We start from the raw sequence: 16,334 nt of genomic DNA on the forward strand, positions 1-16,334 counted from the left end.
CTTCGCCCTGTACAGCTGTGCAGGTCCGCTCCGCACCAGCACCGGACACGGTCGCATCCCGCCATGCGGAGTACCGTGCCTTCCTGCAAGCGGACCGCATGAAAAACCCGGAAGGCCGACGCCCCCCGGGTTGAATTTCCGCCCGCGACTGATCGCAGCCAAGGGCCGCGGCCATTACCAGTGGTAAGCGATCTTCGTGTAGTAGTAACCACCATTGAAACCGTAGGGCGAAAAAATCGAATACGGCATGGAGCCCTTGTTCGATCCGTAGCCATTGATGGCATTGACACCGGCCGGATAACGATTCATGGCATTGTCGGCACCGGCAGTGAAGGTCCAGTGGTGGGTGTTGTAGCTCACCGCCAGATCCGTGATCCAGGTCGGCTGGAAGGTCTGGTCGTAGATATAACTGCTGGTACTAAAGGACGTGTACTGACCATAGCGCGTCACACTGGCATTGAGCGACCAGTTGCCCAAAGTATAGGTACCGTTGAGTACGAGCTTGCTGCGCGGCGTGCTGTCAGCCAGCAAGCCCTTGATGTCACGCCGACTCAGGCGCTGCAGATTGACGCCCAAGGCATCGAGCACGGCCGGATTGCCATTGACTTTGGTAACCTTGTTCTGGTTGTAGTTGTAGCTGAGATTGGTCAGCAGGCTGCCAGCAGAACCGAAATCAAAGCGATAGCCAGCGACCAGGTCAATACCTCGCGTACGGGTATTGCCGGCATTGGTGAAGTAGGTGACGCTGCTGTAGTTGGTATCGGTCACGCCGTTGGCGGCGAGATAGTCGCGCACCGTCGACGAGGTCGCCGCCAGCGGATTGGACAGCACGATGCGATTGCTGATGTCGATTTCGTATACATCTGCACTCAGATTCAGCGCATCAATCGGACTCCATACCGCACCGAAGCTGTAATTGCGCGAATGTTCGGGCTTCAAGGCCTGACCACCGAGCAAGCGACCGATCTGACTGGTGGATGACACGATGGCACTGTTGTAAATGCCTGGCGTCACACCGATCGAGTTGCCTGGTCCGTAATAGGTCGAAGAGGTATAAGAATAATACTGCTGTGCCAGGGACGGGGCTCGAAAGCCGTTGGAGACATTGGCCCGCAAGGCGAAGCGATCAGTGAAATCATAGCGGAAGGCACCCGAACCGATGGTGGCACCGCCGAAATCACTGTAATTTTCGTGACGTAACGACAGCGAGGTCGAAAACTTGTCGGTCAGATTGGTTTCCGCGTTCACGTACTCGGAAAAATCGTCACGGGACCAATTGCCGGCATCGCTCGGCTGGAAGCCGCCGAAGCCCTGAGCCCCCCCGGCCACCCCGGAGGTGCCCGTATAATACGAGTCGAGATCACCGGCCTGTACCGAATAGGCCTGATGCAGATACTGTGCACCGAAGGCAACCGTGACCGGATTCGGCAACCAGGAAGGATTGAGGTCCTTGCTGACATCCAGATTGGCCGATTCCTGCCATGCCTTGAGCACACCGTCATGAAAGCTGGTCGGACTGGATCCGAAATCATGCAGCCAGGCCCGATTGACACTGTCGATGGTGTTGTACGACACGCGATTGCTGCCGTAGTTGCCGCTGAGATCCCAGCGCCAGCCATGCAGCGTGCCACGCAGACCGGCAACCAGCGACTGATCGTTGGACTGCCCCTGCTCCAGAGGCAGATAGCCGTTGGGATACATGGAAGGTACGGAGTTGCTGCTCAGCGTATCGCGGAAAAATGCCGCCGAAGTCGTATTGCGGTGCGAGTAATGGGCTTCCACATAGCCCTGCACATACTGGCTGAAGTCGTACTGCCCGTTGATGAAGATATTCTGGTTGTGCGATGCGGGGTCGCCATAGCGCTGTCCCTTTTCGTAAGGCGCCGCATTTTCGTAATTGGCACGATTGGTGTAGTCGTTGTTGCCACTCTGCAAGGTGAAGCGCAGCCAGCCCTTGTCACCATTGAGGGGAATACCGAAATTGGCATCGCCCTGCCAGGCGCGTCCGTCACCCTGATAATACTGGCCACCATTGAAGGAGACCTCACCACCCTTGGCCCCTTTCTTCAGGATGATATTGATCACGCCAGCGATGGCATCCGAGCCATACTCCGCCGAAGCGCCATCACGAAGCACTTCGATATGGTCGATGGCCGCCATAGGAATCGTGTTCAGATCCACGGCCTGTGAGCCACGTCCGACCACGCCATTGGTCAACAGCAGTGCCCCTGGATGCCAGCGTTTGCCATCGACCAGCACCAGCACCTGATCGGGCGAGAGGCCACGCATCTGCACAGGCCGCTGCTGATCGGCCGTATCACCGCCCGACGGGCGCGGAAAATTGAGGGATGGGATGATGCGGGCCAGCGCCGTAGTCAACTCGGTGGTGCCGGTCTGCTGCAGCACCTTGGCCGATACCACATCGATCGGCGTCAGCGAACTGCTCTCGGTGCGGTTCTCGGCACGAGTTCCCGTCACGATCACCGTATCAAGATTGTGCGGCTTGGCCTTGCTCTGGGCGGAAGCATCCGCCGCACTGTCCTGCGCCCACGCCGTTCCGTGCAAAGCCACCGCCACGGCAACCGCCATCCAGCGCCTGGACCCTTGAATCACTGCCATACCCACCCCTCAAAATAATGATCAACTGCATGAACTACCGAATTCAACAGGTCCTTCACCCCTTGGACCACCCCATGTTGAACTCGTGAAGATCGAGACTACCCATTTCACCCGACTGCGTCAACAGGCGTTTAGACGTCCATAAAAAACAATCACAACCCCGCGACATGTCAGATGCCTTCACAACTTTCTAACTCAATTCGGCATCAATGTCACGCCCTGAGTACCCAAGCCATCACATGTCATCCAGATCCGGCTGCCGGCGCCCGTCCCTGAGATTCAAAAAAAGGGGGCGTCGCCGCCCCCTCCCTTTTCTCTCAATCACGGCATACGCGCTGAACCGACTTACCAGCGATAAGCAATGCGGGTGTAGTAATACCCACCGTTGAAACCATAGGGCGAGAACAGCGAGTAAGGCATGGTGCCCTTGTTCGACCCGTAGTTGTTTATCTTGTTTACGCCATCCGGATAATGATTCATCGCATTGTCCGCACCCGCAGTGAATGTCCATCCGCCAAGGTGATAACTGGCCGAAAGATCCGTGATCCATGCCGCTCCATAGATCTGGTCATAGATATAGCTGGTCGAGCTGAAAGAGGTGAACTGGCCATAGCGGGTCACACTGGCATTGAATGCCCAGTTGCCAACATTGTAGCTTCCGTTCAGCACCAGCTTGCTGCGCGGAGTACTGTTCGCCAACAAGCCCTTGATATCTCTACGCCCAATACGCTGCAGATTTACTCCCAACTGATCCAGTACGGACGGATTGCCGTAGACACGGGTCACCTTGTTCTGGTTGTAGTTGTAACTCAGATTGGCCTGCAGATTGCCTGCACTTCCGAAATCAAAAAGATAGCCGGCCACCAGATCAATACCTCGGGTCTGGGTATTGCCGGCATTGGTAAAATAGGTCACTCCGCTGTAATTGGCATCGGTCACGCCATGGGTGGAGAGATAATCACGAACCACCGCCGAAGTCGTGCCCAGCGGATTGGAGAGCACGACCCGGTTGCTGATGCTTATCTGATATATGTCAGCACTCAGATTCAGCGCATCCAGCGGATTCCAGACCGCGCCGAAGGTGTAATTGCGCGAATGCTCGGGCTTCAGCGCCTGCCCCCCGAGCAAGCGCCCCACCTGGCTGGTCGGCGAGACCAGGGCACTGTCGTAAATGCCGGGCGTCACACCAATCGAGTTGCCCGGACCATAATAGCTGGACGAGGTATAAGCATAGTGCTGCTGAGCCAGGGACGGCGCTCGAAAGCCATTGGAGACACTGGCCCGCAAAGCGAAACGATCAGTAAAGTCATAGCGGAAAGCGCCGGAACCGATGGTCGCGCCGCCAAAATCACTATAGTTTTCATGACGCAATGACAACGAGGTACCAAACTTGTCAGTCAGATTGGTTTCGGCATTGATATATTCCGAAAAATCATTGCGCGCCCAGGAGCCGGCATCGGCCGGTTGAAAGCCACCAAAACCTTGCGCGCCACCAGCCGCGCCTGAGGTGCCGGTATAGTACGAATCCAGGTCACCAGATTTGATGCTGTAGCTCTGCCGCAGATACTGAGCGCCGAAAGCCAGTGTGACCGGATTCGGCAACCAGCTCAGATCCAGACCCTTGCTGATGTCCAGATTGGCCGACTCCTGGGCCGCTGCCAGAATGCCGTCGTGAAAACGCGTCGGACTGCTGCCGTAATCATGCAGCCAGGCCAGGTTCACCGAATTGATCGTGCTGTAAGAGACCCGGTTGCCGCCGTAACTGCCACTCAGATCCCAATGCCAGCCATTGCCGACCGTGCCTCGCAAGCCGGCAAGAAGCGACTGATCGATGGACTGCCCCTGTTCCAGCGGGAGATATCCGTTGGGATACATCGACAGAGCGGCATTCCCGCTGGCCGTATCCCTGAAGAACGCCGCCGAAGTGGTATTGCGATGCGAATAGTGGGCCTCAAGATAGCCCTGCACATGCGGACTGAAGTCGTACTGTCCGTTGATAAACACATTCTGGTTGTGCGAGGCGGGATCGCCGAAGCGCTGCCCTTTCTCGTAGGGCGCGGTCAGCTCGTAACGGGCACGGTTGGTATAGTCGTTGTTGCCGCTCTGCAAAGTGAAACGCAGCCAGCCTTTGTCGTCATTCAGCGGAATGCCGAAGTTGGCATCGCCCTGCCACTGCCGCCCGTCGCCCTTGTAGTACTCGCCGAAGGTGCTCTCGACCACACCGCCTTTGGCCCCCTTCTTCAGGATGATATTGATCACGCCGGCGATGGCATCCGTACCGTATTGTGCAGAGGCCCCGTCACGCAGCACCTCGACATGATCGATGGCCGCCATGGGAATGGTGTTCAGATCCACCGCCTGGGCACCACGACCGATCACGCCGCTGGTCGCGATCAAGGCACCGGGGTGCCAACGCTTGCCGTCCACCAATACCAGCACCTGATCCGGCGAAAGCCCGCGCAGCTGCACCGAACGCTGCTGATCGGCCATATCGCCACCCGAGGGCCGCGGAAAATTGAGCGAAGGAATGATCCGCGACAAGGCCGTCGTCAGCTCGGTGGTGCCGGTCTGCTGCAACAGCTTCGCCGAAACCACATCGATCGGGGTCAGCGAGCTGCTTTCGGTGCGATTGTCGGCTCGCGTGCCGGTGACGATCACCGTCTCCAGCTTCCGCGATGCCGGGGCCGGCTTCGCAGACGCCACAGCGGCCCCCGTGTCGCTTGAGGCGCTCTGCGCCCACAGCGGAGCCTGCAGGCTCATCGCCACGGCGACAGCCAGCAGCTGCCGCGTTCCATTGATTACAGCCATGTCTCACAACCTCGTCAAAAATGTCCGGAACAGGCGAAACACCGCATGGACCGGGCGACCATGTCAGCCCATATCCCATGGCGTTTCGTCATGCTTTCGGAGGGCCGTCGAGGTTAAACCCATGAAATCAAAGGTTCAACGCAAACTGACCGATTTACTCCAGACGGGCCATAACAAAAATACATAAGCTAAATTCCGCAAGTTATGCCCCACTCTCTCGTGCCTGGCGCGGAGACAAGGCGATCCCGGACTTCCACCAGACGCAAGTCCAGATGGCTGAGATAGCGGGCGGCCCCATACCCCGCCCGACAGGCGATGACCTCGCTCCCGCCCCGGACCGCAGGCATGAAAACACTGGCCCGGGCTGAATCGATCTGCAGCACAGGTACTGATAAAGCCGGCATAACCAGACCTGGATAGCCCAAGGGGCGCCACGGTTCCGTCATGACGCAAAAAAGCCGCCTCCCGAAGGAGGCGGCTTATGGCATGCACTGCAACCGGTTCAGCCCGAAACGGGCGAAGCCATGGTTATCCCCGCAACAGCGCCGGGACAGCGTGATCAGCGATCACCTCGACCATGGCCTTGGCCACGCCCAGGTTGCCGGCGACCAGGTTGCCGCTGACCGGCAAGCCATCGCGACCAGCAAAATCGCAGTACTTGCCGCCGGCTTCACGCACCATCAGGGCGCCGGCAGCGAAGTCCCACACATTCAGACCGTTCTCGAAGAAACCGTCATGACGACCGCTGGCGACATAGGCCAAATCCAGCGCGGCCGAACCGCTGCGGCGGATGTCCTCGGCCTGGTTGAGCAGAGCGCGGGTGATCGCGATCTGGCTGTCGATGGTTTCGCGCTGACGATAGGGATACCCCGTGGAGATCAAGGCGCCATCCAGCGACTCGCGCTTGCTGACCCGGATCCGGCGATCATTCAGATAGGCGCCATCGCCCTTGCTTGCGGTGAACAGCTCATCGCGCAGCGGGTCATAGATCACGCCGTAGACCGGCTCGCCGTGATCCAGCATCGCGATCGAGACGCAGAAATGCGGAATACCGCGCAGGTAGTTGTGAGTACCGTCCAGCGGGTCGATGACCCAGGTCAGCGGCCCCTTGTTGCCCTGGGCGCCGCTTTCCTCGGCGAGGAAACCGTGACTGGGATAGGCGCGACGCAGCTCCTTGATGATCTCGGCCTCGGCCAGACGATCCACCTCGGAGGCGAAGTCCAACCGCTGCTTTTCGACCACGGTCAGACCTTCGACGCGGTTCATGTAACGAAGGATGATTTTTCCTGCGGCGCGAGCGGCGCTGGAGGCAACGTTGACGGCGGGTCTTGGCATGATCTGGACTTTAGTATGCGTTGATAGCAAACCTCCAGTTTACCAGACCCGGGACATTCCTTCAGCTTCCGGGCGTACGCGAAGACGCCGGGCGCGGTAGCATGCAGGTTTTCATGCCGGAACGACCTGATTCAATGTCTGATCTAGAAACCCTGCGGGCAAGATTGCGCTTCGTACTGGTGCGCACCTCCCATCCCGGCAATATCGGCGGTGCCGCGCGCGCGATCCGGACCATGGGCTTTACCCGCCTGCATCTGGTCGATCCGGCCCGCTTTCCCGACCCGGAAGCCTATGCTCTGGCCGCCAGTGCCGACGCGGTACTGGACCAGGCCGTGGTCAGTCCTCAATTGACCGATGCCCTGACCGGCTCGCAGCTGGTGCTGGGCCTCTCCGCCCGCCGCCGCGATGTGCACCTGCCCGAACTGACGCCGGAACAAGCCGCGACCAAGGCCTGGCAGGCCGCCGCCGCCGGCCAGGAGGTATCGCTGATTTTCGGCAACGAACGTACCGGCCTAGAAAACGACGAACTGGCCCGCTGCCATGCCATGGTCATGATTCCCAGCGTGGAAGATTACAGTTCGCTGAACCTGGCCCAGGCGGTACAGGTCATGGCGTATGAACTGCGCAAGGCGGGCCTGGCCGAGGCACCGGCCGTGCCGACACCGACCGACGAGGAGCCGCCAGCCGATGCCGCCCTCATGGAACGCTTCTACCAGCACCTGGCACAAACCCTGGACGACATCGAATTCCACAAGGGCCGCGCGCCGGAAACCATCATGCTGCGCCTGCGCCGCTTGTTCCAGCGGGCCCGGCCGGATGCCCGCGAGCTGCGGATCCTGCACGGCGTGCTGGCCGATGCCCAGCGCATGGCCCAGCTGGCCGGCAAGGCTGGCAACGCCTGAACGCATGCCGGGGCGCCAGGCCCCGGCTCGGCGCCTCCGACGCGAACCGGCCTAGCGGCCTCGCTGCGTTCGAATCGGCTTACTGCGCGTCGTCGGCCGGGCTTTGCTCGGACGGGGGAATCACCGCCAGACGCTCGATGCGGGCGCCGCGCAGCTCCAGCACCTCGAAACGGAAGCCGTGCCACATGAAGACCTCGCCGGCCTGAGGCAGATGGCCAAGCGCGCTCATCACCATGCCGGCGGCGGTGTGGAATTCATGCTCCTTCTCGCCGGGCAGCTGATCGACCTTCAGCAGTTCCCGCAGGTCGTCATTCGACAGTGAGCCGCCGATCAACCAGCCCCCCTCGTCGCGCGGCGAGATAGCCGGGGCCGGGCCGCCATCGCCCGGGTCGTCCCCGGGGTGAGGTCCGTGGCCGATCTGGCTGGCGCCGATCACCGCCGCCAGCAGATCGTTGATGGTGATCAGACCTTCGATCTCGCCGTATTCATCAACCACCAGCGCCAGCACCGTATCCGCATCACGGAACGAGTTCAGCAGGTCCAGCGCCCGTGCCGCGCCCGGCACGTACAACGGCCGCTTCAGCGAACGGAACAGCGTCCGCGCCGGCTCGTCCGGCCCGCGCAGCAGACTGCGCACCTCGACCACGCCGACAATGTCGCTCTGATCGCCGCGATAGACAGGATAGCGGGCATAGGCGGTGCTGCGGATCACCGCCAGATTGTCCTCGGCACTGTCCTCGATATTGAGCCAGCTGATCCGCATGCGTGGCGTCATCACGCTGTCGACGGTGCGGTCGCCCAGACGCAACACCCGGTTCACCATCTTCTGCTCGTCGGGATCCAGCACGCCCTGCTCGGTGCCTTCGGCCACCAGAAGGCGGATCTCGTCCTCGCTGATCGCGTCACTGCGCTGCTGGCCGACCCGCATCCAGCGCAGAATCAATCCGCTGGAGGCATTGAGCAGCCATACGAAGGGCGCGCATATCCGCGACAACAGCAGCATCGGCAAGGCCACCATGCTGGACAGGCGCTCAGGCGCGGCCAGAGCCAGACGCTTGGGCACCAGCTCCCCGACCACGATCTGCAGAAAGGAAATCACCGCAAAACCGATCACGATGCCGCCCGCGTGCGCATAGCGGCTCCAGCCGCTCATGGCGTGGCTTTGCAGCAGCCGGGCGATATGGTCGCCCAGCGCGTCACCGGCGACCGAACCGGTGATCAGCATGACCAAGGTGATGCCCACCTGCACGGTGGAAAGAAAACGCTCCGGCGCCTCCATCTGACGCAAGGCCACCCTTGCGCCACGACTGTGCAGCGCGCGCTGTTTGAGCTTGATCTTGCGGGAGGCCACCAAGGCCATTTCCGAGAGCGCGAAAAATCCGTTGCACAGGGCAAGCAGGACCACCAGCGCCAGTTCAATCAGCATTGCGAAGCAAACCCAAAAGGATCGAGATGAGAACAGTGTAACCGCTACGCCCCCGCTCCAGCAGGGGTGCCCATCGCCCGGCCGGGCAGGTCTTGATACCATACCCCTTTGGGGAATCCCACCGCGACCGCAATCAGGTACTGCATGTTTTCACTGCAAACGATTTTTGGGAAAGGCGACAAGTTCTACGGATTGCTCGAGCAGAGCGCCGACGCCGCCTGCGACAGCGCCAAGGCGCTGCATGAACTGGTGACCCAGACCGACCGGGCGCCGGTGATCAGCCACTTTGCCGCGGCCCGCGCCCGCGAAAAGGCACTGGCCAGCAAGATCAGCGAAGAGCTGGTCAACACCTTCGTGACGGCACTGGACCGTGAAGACATCGAGGCGCTGAACTCGGCGCTGTACAAGATTCCCAAGACCATCGAGAAATTCGCCGAACGCTACGTGCTGGTGGCCGAGCGACTGCAGGGCATCGACTTCGCCAAGCGCACCGAATTGCTGGAGCGCTCGACCATCGTGGTCGCCGAAATCATCGGCGAGCTGCGCAAGGGGCTGCGGATCGACCCCGTGCAGAAGCTGCAGTCGCGCCTGCAGGCACTGGAGGCCGAAGGCGACCGGCTGCTGCTGGCACCCTATCGCGCCCTGTATCTGGAGCCGGGTGATGCGATGCGTGCCATCCTGGCCAAGGACCTGTTCGAACTGCTCGAAAAGGCCATCGACAAATGCCGTGACGTCGGCAACACGGTGTATTCCATCGTGCTGAAGAATTCCTGAGGCAAGGCATGTCGGGCTACATAATGCACTCTGCCCTCATCATGCGCAGAGATATCCGCTCATGACCTTGACCATGCTGGCTGCGGTGATCCTGATCGCGTTGATCTTCACTTATATCAACGGTTTCCACGACACTGCCAATTCGATTGCCACCGTAGTGGCCACCAAGGTGCTGACGCCAGGCCAGGCGGTGCTGCTGGCCGCCATCACCAATATCTTCGGCGCCTTGTGGGGCACGGCCGTGGCCGCCACCATTGCGGCCGGCCTGCTGAACATGCAGGTCGGTGCAGACTTGCTGATCAGCGCCCTGCTGGCCGCGACGATCTGGAATCTGCTGACCTGGTGGTGGGGCCTGCCCTCCAGCTCCAGCCATGCCCTGGTCGGTGCGCTGGTCGGTGCCGCCATCGCCAGCTCAGGCAATGATCTGGGTTCGGTGATCTGGTGGCAGCCCGGTGCTCACTGGTGGCAGGGGGCCGGCGTCGTGCCCAAGGTGATTCTGCCGATGGTCATCTCGCCCGCACTGGGCTTCGTGATCGGTTTCCTGGTCATGGGTTCGCTGTACGCCCTGCTGTCCTGGCTGGCTGACCGCCAGGGCTGGCTGCGCCGCTTCGGCCGCACGCCCTTCGTCAACGGCTTTTTCGCCAAGGCCCAGATCGTCTCGGCCAGCGCCATGGGCGTGGCCCATGGCATGAACGATGCGCAGAAGACCATGGGCATCATCGCCCTGGCCCTGGCCAGCGCCACCACCGCGGGCACTCTGGACCACCTGCCGCATTGGCTGAGCTTTATGCGGATTCCCACCGCCGGCGATCATTTCGTGGTGCCGGCCTGGGTCAAGATCCTGTGCGCCCTGACCATGGCCGGCGGTACGGCCGGCGGTGGCTGGCGCATCATCAAGACCCTGGGCCACAAGATGGTCAAGCTGCATCCGATCAACGGCTTTGCAGCCGAGGGCAGCTCGGCCTTGGTGATCCTGTCGGCCTCGATGCTGGGGATTCCGGTATCCACTACCCACAATGTGTCGGCTTCGATCATGGGCGTCGGCGCAGCCAAGCGCTTCAATGCCATCCGCTGGTCCATCGTCGAGCGGATGGTCTGGGCCTGGGTCCTGACCCTGCCGATCACGGCAGCCCTGGCCTACGGAGTGGTCAAGGCCACCCGCGCCCTGCTTTGACCCATCCTCGCTCACAGGTAAACCCATGACAGCCTCCCCTTCGGCTCCGGCCACCATTCTGCTGTTCGATTTCGACGGCACCCTGGTCGACAGCACGCCAGCGGTCAAGGCCGCCCTCGAAGCCGCCTGCCTGGCGCTCCGTGCCCCGATGCCTGATCCGGAGGTACTGGATGCGGCGATAGCGCGAGGCGTGCTGATGGGGGATCTGGTCCGGCTGATCAGGCCGGATGCCGATGACATCGAAGTCAAGCGCTGGCTGGAGGCCTATCGCGAGGCCTATCGTCGCATAGGCCTGGATCACTCCAGCCTGTTTCCGGGGGCCGAAGCGCTGCTGGATGACCTGCGCCAGCAGGGCTATCGCATGGCGATTGTCAGCAACAAGTCCGAACCCTCCATCCATGTTGCTCTGCAGCATTTCGGGCTGATGCCCTACTTCGAACATGTCTGGGGCGAGCAGCCTGACATGCCCGGGAAGCCCAGCCCGGATCTGTTCCATCACAAGATCCGGCCGGCCTACCCGCAAGCCACGCCCGCAGACTTTCTGATGATCGGCGACACCATTGCCGATCGTGATTTCGCAGCCGCCAGCCAGATCCGTTTCGGCCTGGTGGAGTACGGCTACGGCGAAGTCGCGCTGCGGGATGACAGTACCAGCTTCAAGATCCATGCCCTCTCGGAACTGCCGCGCCACGTCGAAGCGGCCAGCCTTCCAGGCTGATGGTTGAACGCTCGGACCGGAATCCGTCGACATGGATAAAGCCTCTGCCGGCCAGCCCCTGATTCTGCGTATCCAGGCCGAGATCGCCTCGGTGCCGCAGGGACAGACCTGCAGCTATGGTGCCATCGCGACACGAGCTGGCGCCCCCGGCCGCGCCCGACTGGTCGGCAAGGTGCTGCGCGAAGCGCCTGCCGAGCTGGGCCTGCCCTGGCATCGCATCATACGGGCCGACGGCCGGCCGGCCTTCCCCCCTGAGAGCGAAGCCTGGCGGGAGCAGTACCGGCGTCTGCTCAACGAGGGCGTGGAGCTGCGACAGGGCAAGGTGCCCGAGCACCAGCGGGCCCGGACCGAAGATATCGACGCCCTGCTATGGCGTCCTTCGTACTGATCCCCCTCCGGGGTTCGCGGCACAGATCGAATTCCGATCTGCGATAAGTCACGACAGCGACCCGGCAAGATGGTTCGCTGCGCTCGCCCGACTCCAGACCAGAGTCTGGCTCGTATCGCAACTCGTTTCATATCGCCACTCGATCGTCAAGTAGCCATGAAGCAAGATTGCCTTGTGTTGCACCGCAACATAATCGCATCGTCTATGCAATAAAACGAAATGAACCATATGAAATATTCGTGAAGCAAGGGACGTAAAATAGTCGCACCCCCCTCGCCAGGAATGCGTCAAGCACCCCAGCTACTGTGGCCAAGATCTCTTCCATGCATCGCTTTGACGCAATCTCGTCAAAGTACTGCCTCCCGACTTTTTTGACGAACCCAAAGGGATTCCCCTTGGGTTGCGTTGTGTTGCCTGCCCGTATCATTTGAGGATAGCTAGATGCCATCACCCTTGAAGCAATTCACGAAGCGCATCAACAGGACCCGGCTCGCCGCGGCGTTGACCAGCCTGCTTGTCGCCAGCACTGGATTGACTGCCGCAATCGCCGACGAGGTTGATAGCAACACCGGTCAGGCAATCATCAACGCCGATCAGCATCCCGGCGACTGGCTGACCTATGGCCGCACCTATTCCGAGCAGCGTTACAGCCCGCTTGATCAGATCAATCGCGGCAACATCGGCCAGTTGCACCTTGCCTGGTACCAGGATCTGGACAGCAATCGCGGTCAGGAAGGCACTCCCCTGGTGGTCAATGGCGTAATCTATGCCACCACCAACTGGAGCAAGGTCCGCGCCTATGATGGCGCCACCGGCAAGCTGCTGTGGTCCTATGACCCCAAAGTCCCCGGCTATGTCGCCGACAAGGGGTGCTGCGATACCGTCAACCGCGGTGCCGCCTACTGGAACGGCAAGATCTACTTCGGCACCTTCGACGGCCGCCTGATCGCGCTGGATGCCAAGACCGGCAAGCTGGTGTGGTCGGTCTACACCATCCCGAAGACAGGTTCGCTGGGCCAGCAGCGCTCTTATACCGTTGACGGTGCCCCGCGTATCGCCAAGGGTCGCGTCATCATCGGCAACGGCGGCGCCGAGTTCGGCGCCCGCGGCTTCGTATCGGCTTTCGATGCCGAAACCGGCAAGCTGGACTGGCGCTTCTACACCGTGCCGAATCCCGAAAACAAGCCTGACGGCGCGGCATCCGACAGCGTGCTGATGAGCAAGGCCTATCAGACCTGGAGCGCGAACGGTGCCTGGAAGCGTCAGGGCGGTGGCGGCACCGTCTGGGATTCGATCGTTTACGACCCCCAGACCGACCTGATCTACCTGGGCGTCGGCAACGGCTCGCCCTGGAACTACAAGCTGCGCTCGGAAGGCAAGGGAGACAACTGGTTCCTGGGCAGCATCGTCGCCATCAAGCCGGAAACCGGCGAGTATGTGTGGCACTTCCAGGAAACCCCGATGGACCAGTGGGATTACACCTCGGTCCAGCAGATCATGACGGCCGACATCATGGTCAATGGCCAGAAGCGCCATGTGATCATGCACGCTCCCAAGAACGGCTTCTTCTATATTCTGGATGCCAAGACCGGCGAGTTCCTGTCGGGCAAGAACTATGTCTACGAGAACTGGGCCAAGGGCCTGGATCCCAAGACTGGCCGCCCGATCTACAATCCGGATGCGATGTATACCCTCAACGGCAAGGACTGGTACGGCATCCCGGGCGATCTGGGCGGCCACAACTTCGCCGCCATGTCCTACAGCCCCAAGACCGGCTATGTCTATATCCCGGCTCAGCAGGTGCCCTTCCTGTATGAAGGCGCCAAGCAGTTCACTCCGCATCCGGACAGCTGGAATCTGGGTCTGAACATGAAGAAAGTCGGGCTGCCGGATACTCCGGAAGCCAAGGCCGCCTTCATCAAGGACCTGAAGGGCTGGATCATTGCCTGGGATCCGACCAAGCAGGCCCCGGCCTTCACCGTGGAACACAAGGGTCCGTGGAACGGCGGCATCCTGTCCACCGCCGGCGACCTGCTGTTCCAGGGCCTGGCGGACGGCACCTTCCACGCCTATGACGCGACCAATGGCAAGGACCTGTTCAAGTTCGATGCTCACAGCGCGATCATCGCTCCGCCGGTGACCTATACCGCCAACGGCAAGCAGTACGTGTCGGTACTGGTCGGCTGGGGTGGCATCTATCCCTTCTTCCTGGGCGGCGTGGCCCGCAGCTCGGGCTGGACCGTGAACCATTCGCGCATCATCACCTTTGCCATCGACGGCAAGGCCGAGCTGCCGCAGCATGAAGACCAGAAGGGCTTCCTGCCTGTCAAGCCGCCGGCAGATTATGACTCCGCCAAGGCCGAAGCCGGGTACGAGAAGTTCCAGATCTACTGCGCTGCCTGCCATGGCGACAATGGCGAGTCCGGTGGCGTGCTGCCTGACCTGCGCTGGTCCGGTGCCATCAGGAAACAGGATGGTTTCTACAACGTCGTCGGCCGTGGCGCCCTGACCGCTTACGGCATGGATCGCTTCGACAAGTCCATGAAGCCGGAAGAGATCGAGGATATCCGCCAGTTCCTGATCAAGCGTTCCAACGACACCTTCCAGCGTGAAGTGGACGCTCGCAACAATCCGGAAGGAGTGCCGCAGCAGTGATGACCTCACGCAACAGCCCTTCCCCTGCCACTCGCCCGGTAGCTCGCATGAACAAGATGCTTCGCTCGCTTGCAGCAACTCTCGCCCTGGGTTCGGTGGCCTTTGCCGCCCATGCCCAGTCCTCTGACGATCAGGCACTGATCCAGCGCGGCGCCTATGTCGCCCATCTGGCCGACTGTGCCGCTTGCCATACCGGCATCGGCGGCAAGCTGTATGCCGGTGGTCTGCAGATCAAGACTCCGATCGGCGCGATCTACTCGACCAACATCACCCCCGATGCCAGTACCGGCATCGGCGGCTATACCTTCGAGCAGTTCGACCAGGCGGTCCGCCAGGGTATCCGCAAGGATGGCAGCACCCTGTACCCGGCCATGCCGTACCCGTCCTTCGCCCGCATGACCGAAGACGACATGAAGGCCCTGTATGCCTACTTCATGCATGGCGTTCAGCCGGTGGCGCAGACCAACAAGGCGGTCGATATCTCCTGGCCGATGTCCATGCGCTGGCCGTTGGCGATCTGGCGCAAGGTGTTCGCACCGACCCCGACCACCGCGACCACCGCCCCGTCCAACGACAATCCGATTGCCCGTGGCGAATACCTGGTAACCGGTGCCGGCCACTGCGGCGCCTGCCATACCCCGCGTGGTACCGGCATGCAGGAAAAGGCGCTCGATGGCTCCAGCCCGGATTTCCTGGCCGGCGGTGCGCCGATCGACAACTGGATCGCCCCCAGTCTGCGCAGCAACCCGAATTCGGGCCTGGGCCGCTGGAGCGAGGAAGATATCTATTACTTCCTGAAGACCGGTCGCACGGACCACGCTGCCGTGTTTGGCGGTATGGCCGACGTGGTGGCCTGGAGCACCCAGCACTACTCCGACGATGACCTGCATGCCATCGCGAAGTATCTGAAGAGCCTGCCGGAAGTTCCGGCCCAGGGTACGGCCTATGCCTACAATGATGCCACGGCCAAGGCGCTGGATCAGGGCGATACGGCCGGCCATCCGGGTGCCGATACCTACGTCAAGCAGTGCGCGATCTGCCATCGCAATGATGGCGGCGGCGTGGCTCGCATGTTCCCGCCCCTGGCCGGCAATCCGGTGGTCATGAGCGGCAACCCGACCTCGCTGGTCAACGTCATCGTCAACGGTGGTGTGCTGCCCCCGACCAACTGGGCTCCCTCGGCCGTGGCCATGCCTGCCTACAAGCATGACCTGACCGACCAGCAGATCGCGGATGTCGCCAACTACATCCGCCAGGCCTGGGGCAACCAGTCCGATGCGCCGAAGACCACTGTCACCGCCAGTGCCGTGCAGGCCCTGCGCGAGCACGACATGCCGGTGGCCGATATCAGCGGCTGGCTGCGCCTGACCCCGCAGCCCTACGGTGCCGGCTGGACCTTCGCGCCGCAGACGCATACCGGCAAGGACGAGGCGCAGTAAGTTCCGGCACGGATCCGGCCTGCACGGCGGATCCGGACTGAAAGCCCTGTGTTGAAAACCTGAAAGCCCGGACCGGGAAACCGGTTCGGGCTTTTT

Annotated in this window: 11 protein-coding genes; 7 read left to right on the forward strand and 4 right to left on the reverse strand. The window is 61.4% G+C overall.

The annotated features are described in order from the left end of the window. Positions 1–174: 174 nt before the first annotated feature. The 3 genes from FRAAU_RS11525 to FRAAU_RS11535 form a co-directional block, all read right to left on the reverse strand. A complete protein-coding gene (locus tag FRAAU_RS11525; RefSeq protein WP_014403701.1) occupies positions 175–2,619 on the reverse strand; it encodes a TonB-dependent receptor plug domain-containing protein in 2,445 nt (814 codons plus the stop codon). 345 nt (positions 2,620–2,964) lie between these two features. Then, positions 2,965–5,427: a TonB-dependent receptor plug domain-containing protein gene (locus tag FRAAU_RS11530; RefSeq protein WP_014403702.1), complete on the reverse strand. Its 2,463-nt coding sequence runs from the start codon at positions 5,425–5,427 to the stop codon at positions 2,965–2,967. A 528-nt stretch (positions 5,428–5,955) separates the two neighbouring features. Further along, positions 5,956–6,762: an inositol monophosphatase family protein gene (locus tag FRAAU_RS11535; protein ID WP_014403703.1), complete on the reverse strand. Its 807-nt coding sequence runs from the start codon at positions 6,760–6,762 to the stop codon at positions 5,956–5,958. Positions 6,763–6,896: 134 nt separating this feature from the next. On the opposite strand from FRAAU_RS11535, the gene FRAAU_RS11540 reads away from it, so the two are divergent. Then, complete coding sequence (locus FRAAU_RS11540; RefSeq protein ID WP_041270553.1) at positions 6,897–7,664, forward strand: RNA methyltransferase; 768 nt, start codon at positions 6,897–6,899, stop codon at positions 7,662–7,664. 79 nt (positions 7,665–7,743) lie between these two features. Here FRAAU_RS11540 and FRAAU_RS11545 read toward each other — a convergent pair whose 3' ends face one another. Beyond that, complete coding sequence (locus FRAAU_RS11545) at positions 7,744–9,090, reverse strand: hemolysin family protein (protein WP_014403705.1); 1,347 nt, start codon at positions 9,088–9,090, stop codon at positions 7,744–7,746. A gap of 144 nt (positions 9,091–9,234) precedes the next feature. Here FRAAU_RS11545 and FRAAU_RS11550 point away from each other — a divergent pair, with 144 nt between their 5' ends. From FRAAU_RS11550 to FRAAU_RS11575, 6 genes are all read left to right on the forward strand, one after another. Further along, on the forward strand, positions 9,235–9,864 hold the full coding sequence (locus FRAAU_RS11550; protein ID WP_014403706.1) for a DUF47 domain-containing protein: 630 nt from the start codon (positions 9,235–9,237) through the stop codon (positions 9,862–9,864). Between the two features lie 61 nt (positions 9,865–9,925). Continuing rightward, positions 9,926–11,038: an inorganic phosphate transporter gene (locus tag FRAAU_RS11555; RefSeq protein ID WP_014403707.1), complete on the forward strand. Its 1,113-nt coding sequence runs from the start codon at positions 9,926–9,928 to the stop codon at positions 11,036–11,038. A gap of 25 nt (positions 11,039–11,063) precedes the next feature. Continuing rightward, positions 11,064–11,756 (forward strand): HAD family hydrolase, encoded by a 693-nt coding sequence (locus tag FRAAU_RS16580; RefSeq protein WP_014403708.1) that lies wholly within the window; start codon positions 11,064–11,066, stop codon positions 11,754–11,756. Positions 11,757–11,787: 31 nt separating this feature from the next. Further along, positions 11,788–12,144: an MGMT family protein gene (locus FRAAU_RS11565; protein WP_014403709.1), complete on the forward strand. Its 357-nt coding sequence runs from the start codon at positions 11,788–11,790 to the stop codon at positions 12,142–12,144. A 441-nt stretch (positions 12,145–12,585) separates the two neighbouring features. Continuing rightward, complete coding sequence (locus FRAAU_RS11570) at positions 12,586–14,799, forward strand: PQQ-dependent dehydrogenase, methanol/ethanol family (RefSeq protein WP_014403710.1); 2,214 nt, start codon at positions 12,586–12,588, stop codon at positions 14,797–14,799. Positions 14,800–14,846: 47 nt separating this feature from the next. After that, positions 14,847–16,238, forward strand: a complete 1,392-nt coding sequence (locus tag FRAAU_RS11575; RefSeq protein WP_041270554.1) for a cytochrome c — start codon at positions 14,847–14,849, stop codon at positions 16,236–16,238. Positions 16,239–16,334 lie beyond the last annotated feature (96 nt).

It is taken from the genome of Frateuria aurantia DSM 6220 (assembly GCF_000242255.2).
Lineage (GTDB): Bacteria > Pseudomonadota > Gammaproteobacteria > Xanthomonadales > Rhodanobacteraceae > Frateuria > Frateuria aurantia.